Source organism: Franconibacter pulveris (genome assembly GCF_056780215.1).
This window is the reverse complement of the sequence record NZ_CM165555.1, coordinates 4,165,699-4,185,159: the sequence shown is the minus strand read 5'-3', so window position 1 is coordinate 4,185,159 and position 19,461 is coordinate 4,165,699. Positions and strand designations below refer to the sequence as shown.

At 58.1% G+C, this 19,461-nt stretch carries 14 protein-coding genes; 11 read left to right on the top strand and 3 right to left on the bottom strand.

Going from position 1 to position 19,461, the window contains the following annotated elements; genetic code table 11:
- Positions 1–3 precede the first annotated feature (3 nt).
- From ACU4F7_RS19725 to tldD, 4 genes are all read left to right on the top strand, one after another.
- Positions 4–579 carry a Maf family protein gene (locus tag ACU4F7_RS19725; protein WP_028019961.1) on the top strand — a complete coding sequence of 192 codons (576 nt, stop codon included), beginning with the start codon at positions 4–6 and terminating at the stop codon, positions 577–579.
- Between the two features lie 7 nt (positions 580–586).
- On the top strand, positions 587–2,056 hold the full coding sequence (rng, locus tag ACU4F7_RS19720; RefSeq protein WP_024558859.1) for a ribonuclease G: 1,470 nt from the start codon (positions 587–589) through the stop codon (positions 2,054–2,056).
- A 60-nt stretch (positions 2,057–2,116) separates the two neighbouring features.
- Positions 2,117–5,920 carry an AsmA2 domain-containing protein YhdP gene (gene yhdP, locus ACU4F7_RS19715; protein WP_481637608.1) on the top strand — a complete coding sequence of 1,268 codons (3,804 nt, stop codon included), beginning with the start codon at positions 2,117–2,119 and terminating at the stop codon, positions 5,918–5,920.
- An 89-nt stretch (positions 5,921–6,009) separates the two neighbouring features.
- Positions 6,010–7,455, top strand: coding sequence for a metalloprotease TldD (tldD, locus tag ACU4F7_RS19710; protein ID WP_481637607.1), 1,446 nt, complete (start codon positions 6,010–6,012; stop codon positions 7,453–7,455).
- 73 nt (positions 7,456–7,528) lie between these two features.
- On the opposite strand, the gene ACU4F7_RS19705 is transcribed toward tldD, so the two are convergent.
- Positions 7,529–8,701: a CdaR family transcriptional regulator gene (locus ACU4F7_RS19705; RefSeq protein WP_481637606.1), complete on the bottom strand. Its 1,173-nt coding sequence runs from the start codon at positions 8,699–8,701 to the stop codon at positions 7,529–7,531.
- A 207-nt stretch (positions 8,702–8,908) separates the two neighbouring features.
- The gene (garD, locus tag ACU4F7_RS19700) at positions 8,909–10,480 is read right to left on the bottom strand and encodes a galactarate dehydratase (RefSeq protein ID WP_024559691.1); all 1,572 of its coding nucleotides are present in this window, start codon (positions 10,478–10,480) and stop codon (positions 8,909–8,911) included.
- Positions 10,481–10,870: 390 nt separating this feature from the next.
- On the opposite strand from garD, the gene ACU4F7_RS19695 reads away from it, so the two are divergent.
- Genes ACU4F7_RS19695 through ACU4F7_RS19680 form a run of 4 tightly spaced genes read left to right on the top strand, consistent with a single transcriptional unit; the run spans position 10,871 to position 15,178 of the window.
- On the top strand, positions 10,871–12,205 hold the full coding sequence (locus ACU4F7_RS19695; RefSeq protein ID WP_481637605.1) for an MFS transporter: 1,335 nt from the start codon (positions 10,871–10,873) through the stop codon (positions 12,203–12,205).
- Between the two features lie 39 nt (positions 12,206–12,244).
- Positions 12,245–13,012, top strand: coding sequence for a 2-dehydro-3-deoxyglucarate aldolase (garL, locus tag ACU4F7_RS19690; RefSeq protein WP_481637604.1), 768 nt, complete (start codon positions 12,245–12,247; stop codon positions 13,010–13,012).
- 27 nt (positions 13,013–13,039) lie between these two features.
- Positions 13,040–13,930, top strand: a complete 891-nt coding sequence (gene garR / locus ACU4F7_RS19685) for a 2-hydroxy-3-oxopropionate reductase (RefSeq protein ID WP_029590196.1) — start codon at positions 13,040–13,042, stop codon at positions 13,928–13,930.
- 60 nt (positions 13,931–13,990) lie between these two features.
- Entirely contained in the window at positions 13,991–15,178 is a 1,188-nt protein-coding gene (locus ACU4F7_RS19680; protein ID WP_029590197.1) for a glycerate kinase, read from the top strand.
- Positions 15,179–15,190: 12 nt separating this feature from the next.
- Here ACU4F7_RS19680 and aaeR read toward each other — a convergent pair whose 3' ends face one another.
- Positions 15,191–16,144, bottom strand: coding sequence for an HTH-type transcriptional activator AaeR (aaeR, locus tag ACU4F7_RS19675; protein ID WP_029590198.1), 954 nt, complete (start codon positions 16,142–16,144; stop codon positions 15,191–15,193).
- Between the two features lie 173 nt (positions 16,145–16,317).
- Between aaeR and aaeX the strand changes: the two genes are divergently transcribed.
- The 3 genes from aaeX to aaeB are packed head-to-tail and all read left to right on the top strand — an operon-like array spanning position 16,318 to position 19,434.
- Complete coding sequence (gene aaeX, locus ACU4F7_RS19670; protein ID WP_024558849.1) at positions 16,318–16,521, top strand: p-hydroxybenzoic acid efflux pump operon protein AaeX; 204 nt, start codon at positions 16,318–16,320, stop codon at positions 16,519–16,521.
- A 7-nt stretch (positions 16,522–16,528) separates the two neighbouring features.
- Positions 16,529–17,461, top strand: a complete 933-nt coding sequence (gene aaeA / locus ACU4F7_RS19665; protein WP_029590199.1) for a p-hydroxybenzoic acid efflux pump subunit AaeA — start codon at positions 16,529–16,531, stop codon at positions 17,459–17,461.
- A 5-nt stretch (positions 17,462–17,466) separates the two neighbouring features.
- Complete coding sequence (gene aaeB, locus ACU4F7_RS19660; protein ID WP_029590201.1) at positions 17,467–19,434, top strand: p-hydroxybenzoic acid efflux pump subunit AaeB; 1,968 nt, start codon at positions 17,467–17,469, stop codon at positions 19,432–19,434.
- Positions 19,435–19,461: the final 27 nt, after the last annotated feature.

The following is a 19,461-nucleotide window of genomic DNA, read 5'->3' as shown; positions in this document are numbered from 1 at the left end:
TTTATGACTGCAGTTTATCTCGCCTCCGGTTCGCCTCGTCGTCAGGAACTGCTCGCTCAACTGGGCGTGACGTTCGAACGTCTCATTACCGGCCTTGAAGAAGTGCGCCGTGAAAACGAAAGCGCGCAGCACTATGTGTCGCGTCTGGCGCGGGAGAAAGCGCAGGCGGGCGTCGCCCTGGCGGCGCGCGACTGGCCGGTGCTTGGCGCAGACACCATCGTCATTCTCAATGGCGAAGTGCTGGAAAAGCCGCGGGATAAAGCCCATGCCGGCGCCATGCTGCGCCAGCTTTCCGGGCAAACGCATCAGGTGATGACAGCCGTCGCGGTGGCGGATAAACGTCAGGTGATGGATTGTCTGGTGGTGACCGAGGTCACTTTCCGCGCGCTATCGGAAGCGGATATCGAAGCGTATGTGGCAAGCGGCGAACCCATGGATAAAGCGGGTGCGTATGGCATTCAGGGGCTGGGCGGCTGTTTTGTCAGGAAGATCAACGGCAGCTACCACGCCGTGGTCGGCTTGCCGCTGGTAGAGACGTATGAACTGCTGAGCAATTTTAACGCCTTGCGTGAGGGATAAGGAAAAGATGACGGCTGAACTGTTAGTCAACGTAACCCCTTCGGAAACCCGGGTGGCGTATATCGATGGCGGTATCCTGCAGGAGATCCATATCGAGCGCGAAGCGCGCCGCGGGATCGTAGGCAATATCTACAAAGGTCGGGTAAGTCGCGTTCTGCCAGGAATGCAGGCGGCATTTGTAGATATTGGCCTCGATAAAGCGGCATTTTTACATGCTTCGGACATTATGCCGCATACCGAATGCGTGGCGGGCGAAGAGCAGAAAAACTTCACGGTGCGTGATATCTCCGAACTGGTTCGCCAGGGGCAGGATCTCATGGTGCAGGTGGTGAAAGATCCGCTCGGCACCAAAGGCGCGCGCCTGACCACCGATATTACACTGCCTTCCCGCTATCTGGTCTTTATGCCCGGCGCGTCGCACGTGGGCGTGTCCCAGCGTATTGAAAGCGAAACCGAGCGCGAGCGGCTGAAAAAAATCGTCGCCGATTACTGCGACGAGCAGGGCGGATTTATCATCCGCACCGCAGCGGAAGGGGTCTGCGAGGCCGATCTCGCCTCTGACGCCGCCTACCTCAAGCGGGTATGGACCAAGGTGATGGAGCGCAAAAAGCGCAATCAGACCCGCTATCAGCTCTACGGCGAACTGGCGCTGGCGCAGCGCGTGCTGCGCGATTTCGCTGTGGCCCAGCTCGACCGCATTCGTGTCGACTCGCGGCTGACTTATGAAATGCTGCTGGAATTTACCGCGGAATATATGCCGGAAATGACCAGCAAGCTTGAGCACTACAGCGGCAAGCAGCCGATTTTCGATCTTTACGACGTAGAGAACGAAATCCAGCGCGCGCTGGAGCGCAAGGTAGAGCTGAAGTCCGGCGGCTATCTGATAATCGATCAGACCGAGGCGATGACCACTATCGACATTAACACCGGCGCGTTTGTCGGTCACCGCAACCTCGACGATACCATCTTCAATACCAATATCGAGGCGACGCAGGCGATTGCACGCCAGCTGCGGCTGCGTAACCTGGGCGGCATCATCATTATCGATTTTATCGACATGAATAATGAGGACCACCGCCGTCGCGTGCTGCATTCGCTGGAGCAGGCGCTCAGTAAAGACCGCGTGAAAACCAGCATTAACGGTTTTTCGCAGCTGGGTCTGGTGGAGATGACCCGCAAACGCACCCGCGAAAGCATTGAGCACGTACTTTGTAATGATTGCCCGACCTGCCATGGACGCGGTACGGTAAAAACCGTTGAAACCGTCTGCTATGAGATCATGCGTGAAATCGTCCGTGTGCATCACGCCTATGATTCCGACCGTTTCCTGGTTTATGCTTCCCCTGCGGTGGCGGAAGCGTTGAAAGGCGAGGAGTCGCACGCGCTGGCGGAAGTGGAGATTTTCGTCGGCAAACAGGTGAAGGTGCAAATTGAACCGCTCTACAACCAGGAGCAGTTCGACGTGGTAATGATGTAACGCGCGACGGCAGCTTCGCAAGTAAAGGGTACCGCTACGGCGGTTGACAAGGAGAGAAGGGTGAGGCGACTGCCGGGCATTTTACTACTCACAGCCGCAACGCTGATTGTTATCGTCGCACTGCTGGTGAGTGGCCTGCGGCTCGTTTTGCCTCATCTGAACAACTGGCGCCCGGCGCTGCTGGAGAAAATCGAAGCCGCCACCGGCATGCCGGTAGAGACCGGGGCGGTAGAAGCCTCCTGGCAAAACTTCGGCCCGACGCTTGAAGCGCTGGACATCAAAGCGGGCCTGAAAGATGGCGGCGAGTTGAGCATCAAGCGCGTCACGCTGGCGCTCGACGTCTGGCAAAGCCTGCTGCACCTGCGCTGGCAGTTTCGCGATCTCACCTTTTATCAGCTCCATTTTCGCACCAATACCCCGCTTCAGCAGGATCAAAACCAGGAAAAGCTGGAAACCAGCAAATTCACCGATCTCTTCTTTCGCCAGTTCGATCACTTCGATCTGCGCGACAGCACCGTCAGCTTTATTACGCTTTCCGGCCAGCGCGCCGAGCTGGCTGTCCCGCAATTAACGTGGGTGAACGGTAAAAATCGTCACCGCGCTGAAGGCCAGGTCAGCCTCTCGAGCTTAACGGGCCAGCATGGCGTAATGCAGGTGCGCATGGACTTACGCGACGATAACGGACTGCTGAACAACGGCACGGTCTGGATGCAGGCGGATGACGTCGACGTGAAACCCTGGCTCGGCCAGTGGATGAATGAAAACGTGGCGCTGGATACCGCGAAATTCAGCCTGGCGGCCTGGATGACCCTGAAAGATGGCGATATCGCAGGCGGCGATCTCTGGCTGAAAAAAGGCGGCGCCAGCTGGCAGGGCGGCGCAGACGCCACCCACCGCCTGTCTGTCGATAACCTGACGGCGCACGTCACGAAGCAGCAGGGCGGCTGGCAGTTCGCCATTCCCGCCACCAATATCACTATTGATGACAAGCCCTGGCCGCGCGGCGCGCTGACGCTTGCGTGGATCCCGCAGCAGGATGTCGGCGGCGCGGGCAACACGCGTAGCGACGAACTGCGCGTTCGGGCAAGCAATCTGGAGTTGAGCGGGCTGGATGGCCTGCTGCCGCTCGCCGCCAAATTCTCCCCCGCGCTTGGCGAAGTCTGGGCCAGCACGCAGCCGCACGGGTATGTCGAATCGCTGGCGGTTGATATTCCCTTACAGGCGACCAATAAAACCCGCTTTCAGGGCAACTGGAAAAACCTCTCCTGGAAACAGTGGAAGCTCTTGCCGGGCGCCGATCATTTCTCGGGTTCGCTCGCTGGCAGTCTGGAGTACGGGCGGCTGCAGGCGCAGATGAATAACAGCAAAATGCCGTACGAAACGGTGTTTCGCGCGCCGCTGGAGATCAAACAGGGCGCGGCGACGCTGGAATGGCGTAAAAATGAAGAGGGCTTCACGCTGGATGGCAAGGATATCGACGTGCAGGCCCATTCGCTCTGGGCGCGCGGCGATTTCCGTTGGCAGCAGCCCACCGGGCAGCAGCCGTGGCTTTCTATTCTTGCCGGCATTCGCACTAACGACGGCAAACAGGCGTGGCGCTACTTTCCGGAAAACCTGATGGGCAAACATCTGGTGGACTACCTGAGCGGCGCCATCCAGGGCGGCCAGGCGGATAACGCCACGCTGGTTTATGCCGGTAATCCGCATAATTTCCCCTATAAGCACAACGACGGCCAGTTTCAGGTTTATGTTCCGCTGCATAACGCCACTTATGCTTTCCAGCCCAACTGGCCTGCGCTGGAGAATTTCGACATTGAACTCGATTTTCGCAACGACGGGCTGTGGATGTCGGCGCCGGAGGTGAATCTCGGCGGCGTGAAGGGGCGTCATGTCGAAGCGGTGATCCCGGACTACTCGCAGGACAAACTGTTTATCGACGCCGATATCGCCGGGCCGGGCAAAGCCGTCGGCCCTTACTTCCAGAAGACGCCTTTAAAAGATTCGCTTGCCGCTACGCTTGAAGAACTCCAGCTCGACGGCGATGTGAATGCTCGCTTACATCTTGATATTCCGCTTGATGGCGAACTGGTCACCGCGAAAGGCGATGTGGCGCTGAACAATAACTCGCTTTTCATCAAGCCGCTGGACAGCACGCTGCATAACCTTTCGGGCAAATTCAGCTTCGTTAACGGCAACCTGCAAAGCGAGCCGCTGCGCGCCACCTGGTTTAACCAGCCGCTGAATGTCGATTTCTCCACCGAAGAGGGGCAGAAGTCTTATAACGTGGCGGTGAATCTGGACGGTGACTGGCAGCCCGCCCGTACAGGTCTGCTGCCGGAACCGGTGAATAACGCGCTGAAAGGCAGCGTGCCGTGGCAGGGTAAAGTGGCTATCACGCTGCCTTATCGCGGCAGCGCCAGTTACAAAATCGATGTGAACGGCGATTTAAAGAATGTGAGCAGTCGCTTACCTTCGCCAGTGAATAAAGCGGCGGGCGAGCCGTTGCCCTTTAAGGTGAATGTGACGGGCGACCTGAAAAGCTTCGCGCTGACCGGCAACGCCGGCACGAATAACCATTTCAACAGCCGCTGGCTGCTTGGCGAAAAGCTGACGCTCGATCGCGCCATCTGGGCTTCCGACAGCCGTACGCGGCCGCCGCTGCCTGAAAATGCGGGCGTGGAACTGAACCTGCCGGCGATGGACAGCGCGCAGTGGCTCGCGCTCTTTAATCAGGGCGCGGCGGATAAAGTGAGCAGCGCCACGCGCTTCCCGGAAAATGTAACGTTACGTACCCCTTCGCTGACGCTGGGCGGCCAGCAGTGGAACAATCTCAGCATCCAGATGCGCCCGACGCCTGGCGGCAAAGAGGTCAGCGCTCAGGGCCGCGAGATCAACGGTACGCTGACGATGCGCGAGCGCGCGCCGTGGCAGGCAAACGTTCAATACCTTTACTTCAACCCGAGCGCCAGCGCCAATAGCGGTTCGGCAAAAACCGCCTCGCCGCTTGCGGGTATGGATAGCATTGATTTCAGCGGCTGGCCCGATCTCCAGCTGCGCTGCGCCGAGTGCTGGCTGTGGGGACAGAAATATGGCCGTATTGACGGCGACTTCAACGTACGCGGCAACACGCTTGCCCTCAGCGACGGCCTGATCGATACCGGCTTTGCCCGGCTGACCGCGCAGGGGGAATGGGTCAATAAACCGGGCGAGCTGCGCACCTCGCTGAAAGGCGCCCTCAAGGGAGGCAAGCTGGACGCCGCCGCCAACTTTTTCGGCCTGACAACCCCGTTGCAAGGTTCCTCATTTAACGTTGATTACGACCTCCACTGGCGTGATGTGCCCTGGCAGCCGGATGAAGCTTCGCTCAACGGCGTTATACATACGCGCCTTGGCAAAGGACAGATAGCCGATCTCGGCACCGGCCACGCCGGACAACTGCTGCGGCTGCTGAGCTTCGACGCGCTGTTGCGCAAGCTGCGCTTTGATTTCAGCGACACCTTCGGCGAGGGCTTCTACTATGACTCCATCCGCAGTACCGCCTGGATAAAAGACGGCGTGTTGCATACTGATGATACGCTGGTTGACGGGCTGGAGGCGGACATCGCCATGAAAGGCTCAGTAGATCTGCCGCGCCGCCGGCTAAATATGGAAGCGGTCGTCGCGCCGGAAATCTCCGCTACGGTCGGCGTGGCGACCGCCTTCGTGGTTAACCCTATCGTGGGCGCGGCGGTGTTTGCCGCAAGCAAGGTGCTCGGTCCGCTGTGGAGCAAAATTTCCGTGCTGCGCTACCAGATAACCGGCCCGCTTGATAAACCGCAAATTAACGAAGTGCTGCGCCAGCCACGGGCAAATAAGGCGCAATGATTTGACGCGGACAATGAATTGCCGCAAGCTCGATAGATATCACCATTGTCCTCGCCCGTCAGGGCGCAAGTCAGAAGAGTAGCGAAACGATGAGTCTGAACCTGGTAACTGAGCAACTGCTGTCTGCGAATGGCCTGAACCATCAGGATCTGTTTTCCATCCTTGGCCAGCTGTCCGAGCGCCGTCTCGACTATGGCGACCTCTATTTTCAGTCCAGCTACCATGAATCCTGGGTTTTAGAAGACCGCATCATCAAAGACGGCTCGTGGAATATCGACCAGGGCGTCGGCGTACGGGCGGTCAGCGGCGAGAAAACCGGTTTCGCCTATGCCGATCAGATAAGCCGCCTGGCGCTGGAGCAAAGCGCCGGTGCGGCGCGCAGCATCGTGCGTGAAATGGGCGAAGGCCGCTCTCATACCTTAGGCGCGGTCGAACATAAATCGCTCTATACCTCGCACGATCCGCTGCAAAGTTTAAGCCGCGAAGAGAAGCTCGACATCCTCAAGCGTGTGGATAAAGCGGCTCGTGCTGCGGATACCCGCGTGCAGGAGGTGACGGCCAGCCTCACCGGCGTTTATGAGCTTATCCTGGTCGCGGCCACCGACGGCACGCTGGCGGCGGATGTACGCCCGCTGGTGCGCCTGTCGGTAAGCGTGCAGGTGGAAGAGAGCGGCAAGCGCGAGCGTGGCTCTAGCGGCGGCGGCGGCCGTTTTGGTTATGACTGGTTCCTTGAAGAGAGCGACGGTGAAGTGCGCGCGGAAGCCTGGGCGAAAGAGGCGGTACGCATGGCGCTGGTCAACCTTTCCGCCGTCGCGGCGCCAGCGGGCACGCTGCCAGTCGTGCTGGGCGCAGGCTGGCCGGGCGTGCTGCTGCATGAAGCGGTGGGTCATGGTCTGGAAGGCGATTTTAACCGTCGCGGCACTTCCGTGTTTAGCGGGCAGATGGGACAGCTGGTGGCTTCCGAGCTCTGCACCGTGGTGGATGACGGTACGCTGGTGAATCGTCGCGGTTCGCTTGCCGTTGATGATGAAGGCGTGCCCGGGCAGTACAACGTGCTTATCGAAAACGGCGTACTCAAAGGCTACATGCAGGACAAGCTCAACGCGCGTCTGATGGGCGTAGCGCCAACCGGCAACGGGCGGCGTGAATCCTATGCCCACCTGCCGATGCCGCGTATGACCAACACCTACATGCTGGCAGGCAAATCCACGCCGCAGGAGATTATCGAATCGGTGGATTACGGGATCTTCGCGCCGAACTTTGGCGGCGGACAGGTGGACATCACTTCCGGTAAGTTTGTCTTCTCTACCTCGGAAGCTTATCTGATTGAGAAAGGTAAAGTGACGAAGCCGGTGAAGGGCGCGACCCTGATTGGCTCCGGCATTGAAGCGATGCAGCAGATCTCCATGGTGGGCAACGATCTCGCGCTGGATAACGGCGTGGGCGTGTGCGGCAAAGAGGGGCAGAGTCTGCCGGTGGGCGTGGGCCAGCCGACGCTTAAGGTTGATAACCTGACGGTGGGTGGTACCGCGTAAAGTCGTAAGGAATGGGCCATGAAAAAAGGATACGTGCAGGCGTATCCTTTTTTTTGTCTGATGGCGAGTTAGGTTACTCCGCAATCGACAGACTCTCGTTGTCCAGCTGCAACGCGATATAGAGCAAAATGCGATCGTCGAAGCTGTCCAGATTGAGGCCGGTTATCTCCGAGATCCGCTTCATGCGGTATTCGAGCGTGTTACGGTGGATAAACAGCGCTTTCGCCGCGAGGCTCGCCTGGAGGTTATTGGCATACCAGCCTTTCAGCGTGCGCAGCAGCAGACCGTTGCTGTCCATCTGCTTTAAGCGGGCCACCGGGCGGGTCAGCTCTTTCGCCTGCCAGTCCTCTTTAATGCTGTCTAACAGCAGCGGCAAGATCAGATCCTTATAAAAGTAGATTCGCTTCTGCGGCTGATTGCTCTTACCGACAGTCATGGTGGTGGAGGCCGTGCGGTAAGAGCGGGCGATGCCCCCCGCGTCGGGGAAATAGTTGCCCATGGCGAGGCGGATCTTCAGGCGGCTTCGCGCGCTTATCTGCTCCATCAACGCATGCATATATTGCCTCTGCTCATCGGGCGCCCACATGCCGCGCGCGTTGAGCGCGGGTTTCAACAACACGATTTGCGTCATCGAAACAATGGCGATAAGCGGCGATTTCTCTGTCGACGTCAGCAGCGTCTGAAGCTGCTGTAGCTCTGTCATGGCGGTATCGACGCCAAGCTGGCCGCTGTCTATCTCCACCACCAGCGCCACGCGCGGCTGGCTAAGATCGATGCCGAGACGGTGCGCCCATTCGCTCAGCATCGGCGAAGTCTGTTCCGAACGGATAAGGTTCAGCACCAGCTCTTCACGCAGGCGAACATCGCGCGCCATCATGTGCATAAGCTGCGCCTGCTCAAGCATCATTTCAGCCGTCATACAAACCAGCTCGCCGTACTGGCGCAGTTGCCCCGGGTCGCCTGTCAGACCGATGACGCCGACGATATTGCGGTTAAGGCGCAAAGGCAGATTGATGCCAGGTTTTACCCCCTGCAAATGACGCGTGACCGCATCGTCGATATCCACAATCCTTCGCTGGGAGATAGCCAGCAACGCCCCTTCGTGCAATTCGCCAATACGCTCTGGATCGCCGCTGCCGATAATGCGGCCTTTACCATCCATGACGTTGATATTGCAGTCGATGATTTTCATCGTGCGGTCAACAATATTTTGCGCCAGACGGGCGTCGAGATGGTAATCGTCCATAACATTTCCTGTACAAAGTGGTTATCGAATCTGAATGAGCATAACTGTGAAAATGTCGTGCGGCGTTGTGCAACTGCCCAGTCGGGAAACTAAATGTAAACTCTTCGGCGAGCGTCACGTTTTGCGGTTCAGTCGCAATGAAACGCACGGCGCAGACAAAAAACCGGATGCGGAAATCCGCATCCGGTTGAGGCATAGCGCGAGGCGTCAGGTCACCGGCGCCGGGTTAAAGACCGCGAGCTGGTTATGCAGTCCCCACTGGTCTGAAAAGGTTTTGCGACGACCGCTCGCCACATCAAGAATAAAGTGGAAAAGCTTCCAGCCCACCTGCTCAATGGTTTCCTCGCCGGTAGCGATGGTGCCGGCGTTAATATCCATCAGATCAAACCAGCGGTTGGCCAGCTCCGTGCGCGTCGCCATCTTGATAACCGGCACCGCCATCAGGCCATACGGCGTGCCGCGACCGGTGGTAAATACCTGCAGCGTAATGCCGGAGGCCACCTGCTGTGTGCCGCAAACAAAGTCGCTGGCGGGCGTGGCGGCATAAATCAGGCCGCGCTTCGTCGGGCGCTGGCCCGGCGACAGCACCTCGACAATAGCGCTTTTACCCGACTTGGCGATAGAACCGAGCGCTTTTTCCACCACGTTCGCCAGCCCGCCTTTTTTATTGCCGGGAGAAGGGTTGGCGCTGCGGTCGGTCTGGCCCATATCCAGGTAATTATCGTACCAGGCCATCTCTTCCAGCAGCCGTTTGCCCACCTCTTCGTTTACCGCGCGCGGCGTTAACAGGTGGATGGCGTCGCGCACCTCGGTGACTTCTGAGAACATCACCGTGGCGCCGCAGCGCACCAGCAGGTCAGAGGCGTAGCCCACCGCCGGGTTGGCGGTCACGCCGGAGAAAGCGTCGCTGCCGCCGCACTGCATGCCCACCACCAGCTCCGAGGCCGGGCAGGTTTCGCGCTTGCGCTGGTTGAGCTTAGCCAGATGCTGCTCCGCCACGCGCAGGATGTCGTCCACCATCGAGCGGAAACCCACGTGCTGCTCATCCTGCAGGCGGACAATGCTCGCGGAATCCACCGCGATTGCCGCCACATCTTCCGTGCCCTGCAGCAATCTTTCCGGCTGCAGTTTTTCACAGCCGAGGCCAATGACCATTACTTCGCCGCCAAAGTTAGGGTTCAGCGCGATGTTATGAATGGTGCGGATAGGGATCACGGCAGCGGGAGCGTTAATCGCCACCCCGCAGCCGTAAAGATGATTAAGGCCGACTACGCCGTCGACGTTCGGGTAACGCGGCAGCAGGTCACGCTCAATTAATTTGATAACGTAATCCACCACCCCTGCTACGCAATGCACGCTGGTGGTAATGCCGAGCAGGTTTTTCGTACCCACGCTACCATCGGCATTACGGTAACCTTCAAAGGTGTAGCCTTCCAGCGGCGGCAACGGTTCGGGCACCCGGGTCGCCAGCGGCAACGTGTTGAGCGGCGGCGCTTTGGGCAGCTCCACCAGCGATTCGTCAATCCAGCTGCCGCGCGCAATGGCGCGCACGGCGTAGCCAATAACTTCGCCATAGCGAACGATTTCGCCATGAGCGGGAATGTCGACCAGCGCGACTTTATGCCCCTGAGGGATATGCTCTATCAACTCGAGCCCATCCGGAAAACGCGCGCCCGCCTTGAGCCCATTATCGTTGACAATAATTGCTACATTATCGTTGTCATCGACTTTTATATAAAAATTGCCCGTCTCAAGGTTTTTAATTTTTATATCAGTCATTGTCCAGTATTCTCCGAAATTACGGTAAAGGCGTTGCTTAAATAAAAAGAACAATACGTATAAAGGCCCGCTTGAGATTAATACTGTCAGGATTATCTAAAACCGAATGTGACGCGGATCACTGAAACTGGTGGGCTCGCCCAATGCCCTGTGACTCTTTCCCCATTTTGTGGAATCAAGCGGCTGATATTGTGCATTTATACAAAAATATAGCGAAAAAAAGCGCAGGAATTGTGTGAGTCTCTAATGATTAGCGTGATGAGCCGAGTCTATACTGAGCTGCATAAAAAAGAGCAAAACCTGTGAAGGCCCGGTTATTGCTTTATCAAAACGAATATCTACCGCTACCAGATTTACTTTCAGGCTGTACTCATACATGGGGAAATAAAAATGTCTGTGCAATCAGAAGCTGCTGTATCCAGCAACAGAGTCCCTACCCGTTTTTATATATTGCTGACGATTTTTATTGTTACTGCTATTAATTATGCCGATCGCGCTACGTTATCTATTGCCGGAACGGAAGTCGCTAAAGCGCTTCAGCTTGATGCGGTTTCCATGGGCTATATTTTTTCGGCGTTTGGCTGGGCCTATTTGCTGATGCAGATCCCGGGCGGCTGGCTGCTTGACCGCTACGGCTCAAAAAAGGTCTACACCTGGAGCCTGTTCTTCTGGTCGCTGTTTACCTTTACCCAGGGTTTTGTCGATATGCTGCCGCTCGCCTGGGCCGGCATTTCTATGTTCTTTATGCGCTTTATGCTGGGCTTTTCCGAAGCGCCGTCCTTCCCTGCCAACGCCCGCATCGTTGCGGCCTGGTTTCCGACCAAAGAGCGCGGCACCGCTTCGGCGCTGTTTAACGCCGCACAATATTTCTCGCTCGCCATTTTCTCGCCGCTGCTCGGTTGGCTTACCTTCGCCTGGGGCTGGGAGCATGTCTTTACCGTTATGGGCGCCATCGGCTTTGTGCTGACGCTGGTATGGGTGAAGTTTATCCATAACCCGGGCGAGCATCCGCGCATGTCGAAAGAAGAGCTGGATTACATCAGCAACAACGGCGCGGTGGTGGATATGGACCACAAAAAAACGGATAGCCAGCAGAGCGGGCCGAAGCTGCACTACATTAAGCAGCTTCTGACCAACCGCATGATGCTCGGCGTCTTTTTCGGCCAATATTTTATCAACACCATTACCTGGTTCTTCCTCACCTGGTTTCCTATCTATCTGGTGCAGGAAAAAGGAATGTCGATTCTGAAAGTGGGTCTGGTGGCCTCTATCCCGGCGCTGTGCGGTTTCGCGGGCGGCGTGCTGGGCGGCGTCTTCTCCGACTACCTGGTGAAGCGGGGCGCGTCGCTAACGCTTGCCCGTAAGCTGCCTATCGTGGTCGGCATGCTGCTCGCCTCCACCATCATTTTGTGCAACTACACCGACAGCACCGTAATGGTCGTCTCGCTGATGGCGCTGGCATTTTTTGGTAAAGGTTTTGGCGCGCTGGGCTGGCCGGTTATTTCCGACACCGCACCGAAAGAGATTGTGGGCCTGTGCGGCGGCGTGTTTAACGTCTTCGGCAACGTGGCTTCTATTGTTACTCCGCTGGTCATCGGCTATCTGGTGAGCGAGTTGCACTCCTTTAATGCTGCGTTGATTTTCGTAGGGTGCTCCGCGCTGATGGCGATGGTCTGTTACCTGGTGATTGTCGGCAACATCAAGCGTATGGAACTGGCGAAGTAAGCCATACAGTCAGGGTTTGAACACTTTAGGGTCTGAACAATGAACGATATTTTTCCGAACAAATTCAAGGCCGCGCTGGCGGCTCACCAGACGCAGATCGGTTGCTGGTCGGCGTTAGCGAACCCCATCAGCACCGAGGTGCTGGGCCTCGCGGGCTTCGACTGGATTGTGCTGGATGGCGAGCATGCCCCTAACGACGTCACCACCTTTATTCCTCAGCTGATGGCGCTTAAGGGCAGCCACAGCGCCCCGGTGGTGCGCGTGCCGACCAACGAGCCGGTCATTATCAAGCGCCTGCTGGATATCGGCTTTTACAACTTCCTCATCCCGTTTGTGGAATCAGAAGAGGAAGCGGTGCTGGCGGTGGCCTCCACCCGCTACCCGCCAGAGGGCATCCGCGGCGTTTCTGTCTCGCACCGCGCCAATATGTTCGGCACCGTGCCGGATTACTTCGCCGCTTCCAATAAAAACATCACCATTCTCGTGCAGATAGAGAGCCAGCAAGGCGTGGATAACGTCGACGCCATCGCCGCCACCGAAGGCGTGGACGGCATTTTTGTCGGCCCGAGCGATCTTGCGGCGGCGCTGGGTCATCTTGGCAACGCCTCGCACCCGGAAGTGCAGCGCTGCATTCAGCACATCTTTGCCCGCGCCAAAGCGCACGGCAAACCGGCGGGCATTCTGGCGCCGGTGGAAGCCGACGCTAAACGCTACCTGGAGTGGGGCGCGACGTTTGTCGCCGTCGGCAGCGACCTTGGCGTATTCCGCGCCGCGACGCAAAAGCTGTGCGACGCCTTTAAAAAGTAATTCGCTAATTAACGAGAGATAAGAGCTATGACGATGAAAGTTGGATTTATTGGCCTTGGCATCATGGGTAAGCCGATGAGTAAAAACCTCATCAAAGCGGGTTATTCACTGGTGGTTGCCGATCGCAACCCGGAAGCGATCGCCGAGGTTATCGGCGCGGGCGCAGAAACGGCGGCGACCCCAAAAGAGATTGCCGCGCAGTGCGACGTCGTTATTACCATGCTGCCCAACTCTCCGCACGTTAAAGAGGTGGCGCTGGGCGAGAACGGCCTCATTGAAGGGGCGCACGCGGGCCTGACGCTTATCGACATGAGTTCTATTGCGCCGCTCGCCAGCCGTGAAATTAGCGAGGCGTTACAGGCGAAAGGCGTGAGCATGCTGGATGCGCCGGTCAGCGGCGGCGAGCCAAAAGCTATCGACGGCACGCTGTCGGTGATGGTGGGCGGCGATAAAGCGTTATTCGATAAATACTATGATCTGATGAAAGCGATGGCAGGCTCGGTGGTGCATACCGGCGATATCGGCGCAGGCAACGTCACAAAACTCGCAAACCAGGTGATTGTGGCGCTGAACATCGCGGCGATGTCGGAAGCGCTGGTTCTGGCGACCAAAGCGGGCGTCAACCCGGACCTGGTTTATCAGGCGATTCGCGGCGGCCTCGCGGGCAGCACCGTGCTTGATGCCAAAGCGCCGATGGTGATGGAGCGCAACTTCAAGCCAGGTTTTCGTATCGACCTGCATATTAAAGATCTGGCGAACGCGCTGGATACCTCGCACGGCGTGGGCGCGCAGCTGCCGTTGACGGCAGCGGTTATGGAAATGATGCAGGCGTTGAAAGCGGATGGCCTGGGCACCGCCGACCACAGCGCGCTGGCGTGCTATTACGAAAAACTGGCGAAAGTCGAAGTCGCAAAATAGCGATGAAATAACGACAGGGGCGCCACTGGCGCCCGGTTATCTCTCCGGTCTGGATTACTTATGAAAATAGTCATTGCACCCGATTCATGGAAAGAAAGTCTCTCCGCCGCCGAAGTGGCGCAGGCGATTGAAAAAGGTTTTCGCGAAATTTTCCCTCATGCTGACTATGTCCGCGTGCCGCTTGCCGATGGCGGCGAGGGAACGGTGGACGCGATGGTCAGCGCCACGCAAGGCACAACGATCACCACCCGCGTGACGGGGCCGCTCGGGCAGCCGGTGGAAGCCAGCTGGGGGATTTCGGGCGACGGCGACACCGCGTTCATTGAGATGGCGGAGGCGAGCGGTCTGGCGCTGGTGCCGCCTTCGCAGCGCAACCCGCTGCTAACCACCTCCCGCGGCACCGGCGAGCTTATCCTGGCCGCGCTGGATCGCGGCGTGCGTCATATTCTTATTGGTATCGGCGGCAGCGCCACCAATGACGGCGGAGCGGGCATGGTGCAGGCGCTCGGCGCGAAGCTCTGCGAGGCCTCCGGCCAGGAGATTGGTCCGGGCGGCGCGTCGCTTGCGAAGCTCGCCCGCATCGATCTCTGCGCGCTTGATAGCCGTTTGCAGGAGTGCGATATCAAAGTCGCCTGCGACGTGACAAACCCGCTTACCGGCGAGCAAGGCGCTTCGTTTATCTTCGGGCCGCAGAAAGGCGCGGACCCGCAGATGGCGCGCGAACTGGATGAATGCCTGGCGCACTACGCGCAGGTTATCCGCAGCGAGTTGCAAAGGGACGTGGATGCCATACCCGGCGCGGGCGCGGCGGGCGGAATGGGCGCGGCCTTGATAGCTTTCCTCAATGCGGAACTTCGCAGCGGCATTGAGCTGGTAACGGAAGCGCTGCATCTGGAAAATCATATCCATAACTGCACGCTGGTGGTGACGGGGGAAGGGCGCATCGACAGCCAGAGCATTCACGGCAAAGTGCCGGTGGGCGTGGCGCGCATCGCGAAAAAGTATCATAAGCCCGTTATCGGCATCGCCGGCTCGCTGACGCCCGACGTGGCGGTGGTCCACCAGCACGGGCTGGATGCGGTGTTCAGCGTGCTCAACAGTATCGGCACGCTGGACGAGGCGCTGCGCAACGCCGCTGACAACGTTTATCGCTCGGCGAGGAATATCGCCGCCACGCTGCAGGTTGGAATGAGCGTGGCGGAAAAGCAGAGCCAGACGGTGAAAGAGTGCGAGCCTGGCGTGCTGTAAACCCCATAGATTTCAGGCTGGCGGCAGCGGCGGCGTTTCCGCGCCGTTGCCGGTTCCCCGTATCGTCTGGTAAACCTGCGCCACCTTCACAAAGTATTCGGTCAGGTAGTTGATGCACACCTGCACCTTCAGCGGCATTTTGTCTTTCTCGGTATAAAGCGCATAAACCGGACGCGGGTCGGACTGGTAGCGCGGCAATAAGATCTCAAGCTCGCCGCTGTTGATCTCATCGATCACCCACATTAGCGGCACATACGCGATGCCCGCTCCGGTTTTCACCCAGCGCGACAGCGTCATCGGGTCGTTGGTGACAAACCGTCCTTGCGGGATCAGGCGCGTTGAAATCCCCTCCGGGGCAATCAGTTCAAACTCGTTGTCGGGGCGCACGCTGTATTCAAGCCATGAATGGCTGGCGAGATCGGAAGGCTTTTCCGGCGCGCCGTTCAGGGCCAGATAGCTTTTGGCGGCGCAGAGCACCATCGGCATAGAACCCAGGCGACGCGAGAAAAGGCTGGAATCCTGCAATGCGCCGACGCGGATCACCAGGTCCAGGCCGTCGGCTATCAGATCCGGCGCCGGGATGCCGGTTACCAGATTAACCGTCAGGCCCGGGTACTCTCTGAGCATGTCCGCTGTCATGGTCGCCAGCACGTTTTGCGCCATGGTGGAGGAGCTGCCGATGCGCAGGGTGCCGATAGGCGTATTATTAAACGCATAGAGTTGTTCATGCACTTCCCGCACTTCATGCAGCATGCGGCGGCAACCCTGATAATAAATTCTTCCCGCTTCGGTCAGTCCGATGCTGCGGGTGCTGCGGTTGAGCAACTTAACCTGCAGTTCATCCTCAAGTTTTGATACCGTCTGGCTGATAGAAGAGACGCTCATCTGTAGCTGTCTTGCCGCGCTGGTAAAGGAGCCGAGCTCCACCACCCTTGCGAATACGGACATGCGTTTTAGTCGTTCCATTATTCACTCTGGCTTAAAAGTGATTTAGATCACATATCGTAGATAACTTATTATCAGTTACGTTAATATATTATTACTAAGATAACCAACGCCGCGCTCTCTCCCGGCCATCCAGGCCACCCGGTTGCGGTCTATCGTTAATAATCGTCGCCTGCACAGTAATCAGAGTCATCATGAGTCTATTTCCCGTTATCGTGGTGTTCGGCCTCTCGTTTCCGCCGATCTTCATCGAGCTTATCTTATCACTGGCGATTTTCTGGCTGGTGCGCCGCCTGCTGGCCCCTACGGGGCTCTATGATTTTGTCTGGCATCCGGCGCTCTTTAATACGGCGCTTTATTGCTGCCTGTTTTATTTAATATCGCGTCTGTTTGTCTGAGGTTGATGTGAAAACGCTTACAAGAACACTCTCCCGTACTGCGATTACCCTGGTGCTGGTCATCCTGGCCTTCATCGCAATTTTTCGCGCCTGGGTTTATTACACCGAATCCCCGTGGACGCGCGACGCCCGCTTTAGCGCCGACGTGGTGGCCATCGCGCCCGACGTCGCCGGGCTTGTCACCGCCGTTAACGTCCACGACAACCAGCTGGTGAAAAAAGGTCAGGTGCTGTTTACCATCGACCAGCCGCGCTACCAGAAAGCGCTGGAAGAAGCCGAGGCGGATGTCGCCTATTACGACGCGCTGGCAGGCGAAAAGCGCCGCGAAGCGGGCCGCCGCAACCGTCTTGGCATACAGGCGATGTCGCGTGAAGAGATAGACCAGTCTAACAACGTCTTGCAGACCGTGCTGCATCAACTGGCGAAAGCGCAGGCGACCCGGGACCTGGCGAAACTCGATTTAGAGCGCACGGTTATCCGCGCGCCAGCCGACGGCTGGGTTACCAACCTGAACGTCTACGCCGGCGAGTTTATTACCCGCGGCTCTACCGCCGTGGCGCTGGTTAAACAGAACACATTCTATGTGCTGGCCTATATGGAAGAGACCAAGCTTGAAGGCGTGCGCCCAGGCTATCGCGCAGAGATCACTCCGCTTGGCAGCAACTCGGTGCTGCATGGCACCGTCGACAGCGTGGCGGCAGGCGTAACCAACGCCAGCAGCACGCGTGACGACAAAGGCATGGCGTCGGTGGACTCCAACCTGGAGTGGGTGCGTCTTGCGCAGCGCGTGCCGGTGCGTATCCACCTCGATCAACAAGCGGGGAATCTCTTCCCGGCGGGCACGACCGCAACGGTAGTGATCACCGGCGAAAAAGACAGGGACCGCAGCCAGGAATCGCCTTTTAACAAGCTGATGCATCGGCTGCGCGAATTCGGTTAATTGTTATGGGCATCCTCTCTATCGCGCCGCAGCATGTGCGCTTCGCCATTAAGCTCGCCACCGCCATTGTGCTGGCACTTTTTGTCGGCTTTCACTTCCAGCTTGAGACGCCGCGCTGGGCGGTGCTGACCGCCGCCATCGTCGCGGCGGGGCCAGCCTTCGCCGCAGGCGGCGAGCCGTGGTCTGGCGCTATCCGCTATCGCGGCATGCTGCGCATCGTCGGCACCTTTATCGGCTGTATCGCGGCGCTGGTGATTATTATCTCGATGATCCGCGCGCCGGTGGTGATGCTGATGGTCTGCTGCATCTGGGCGGGCTTCTGTACGTGGATCTCATCGCTGGTAAAGGTGGAGAACTCTTACGCCTGGGGGCTGGCGGGCTACACGGCGCTCATCATCGTCATCACTATTCAGACTGCGCCGCTCTCCACGCCGCAGTTTGCGGTGGAGCGCTGCAGCGAGATAGTGATAGGTATTTTTTGCGCCATCGTCGCCGACCTGCTCTTTTCTCCGCGCTCCATTAAGCGTGAAATCGACCGCGAGCTGGACAGCCTGCTGGTGGCGCAGTTCCAGCTTATGCAGCTTTGCATTAACCACGGCGACAGCGAAGAGCTGGATAAAGCCTGGGGCGCGCTGGTACGCCGCACCACCGCGCTGGAAGGAATGCGCACCAACCTGAAGATTGAATCGTCGCGCTGGGCGCGGGCTAACCGCCGGTTGAAGGCGCTTAACACCGTGTCGTTGACGATGATTACTCAGGCGTGCGAAACCTGGCTTATTCAGAACAGTCGGCCGGAGGCTATCGCGCCCGAGTACCGTGAGCTGTTCGCCGAGCCGGTGGAAACGGCGGCTGACGTGCATAAGCGGCTTAAGTTTATGCGTCGCGTCATGGCCTGGACTGGTGAGCACGATACGCCGGTCACTATCTATAGCTGGATCGGCGCCGCGACCCGCTACCTGTTGCTTAAACGCGGGGTAATTACCAACGCGAAAATCAGCGCGGTGGAAGAAGAGGTGCTGAGCGGCGAAGTGGTGGTGAGACCGGTTTCGGCAGAACGTCACCACGCCATGATTAACTTCTGGCGTACTACCGTTTCCTGCCTGCTGGGCGCGCTGTTCTGGCTGTGGACTGGCTGGACCTCCGGCAGCGGCGCGATGGTGATGATTGCCGTCGTTACGGCGCTTGCCATGCGTCTGCCGAATCCGCGCATGGTCGCGCTCGACTTCGTCTATGGCATGCTGGCGGCGTTGCCGCTCGGGGCGTTCTATTTCCTTGTGCTTATCCCTGCCACCCAGCAAAGCATGCTGCTGCTCTGCATCAGCCTCGCGCTGCTTGGCTTTTTCATTGGCGTTGAAGTGCAGAAGCGGCGGCTCGGGTCGATGGGGGCGCTTGCAGGAACGATTAACATCATTGTGCTGGATAATCCGATGACCTTTCACTTCAGCCAGTTCCTCGACAGCGCCCTGGGGCAACTGGTGGGCTGTATGCTGGCGATGATGGTGATTCTGGTTATCCGGGATAACTCACAAGCGCAAACCGGGCGTACGCTGCTTAACCAGTTTGTCTCGGCGGCGGTCTCGTCGTTAACCACCAATAAGGCGCGCCGCCGCGAGAACCATCTGCCGGCGCTTTATCAACAGCTTTTTCTGTTGCTGAATAAATTCCCTGGCGATGTGGCGAAGTTCCGCCTGGCGCTGAACCTGATTATCGCGCATCAGCGTCTGCGGGAGGTGCCCATTCCTGTGAATGCGGATCTCTCCGCTTTTCACCGCCAGTTGCGCAATACCGCCGATCGGGTGATTGCCGCAAGAGGCGTAGATAAGCGTCGTCAAACCTTTAAGCAACTGCTGGATGAGCTGGATATCTACCAGGAGAAGCTGCGCGTCTGGGAGGCGCCGTTGCAGGTTACCGAGCCGGTGAAGCGTCTTACCACGATGCTGCATAAGTATCAGCATGCCCTGACGGACCGCTGATTTTCACTCGTATTCCCCTCCGGACCG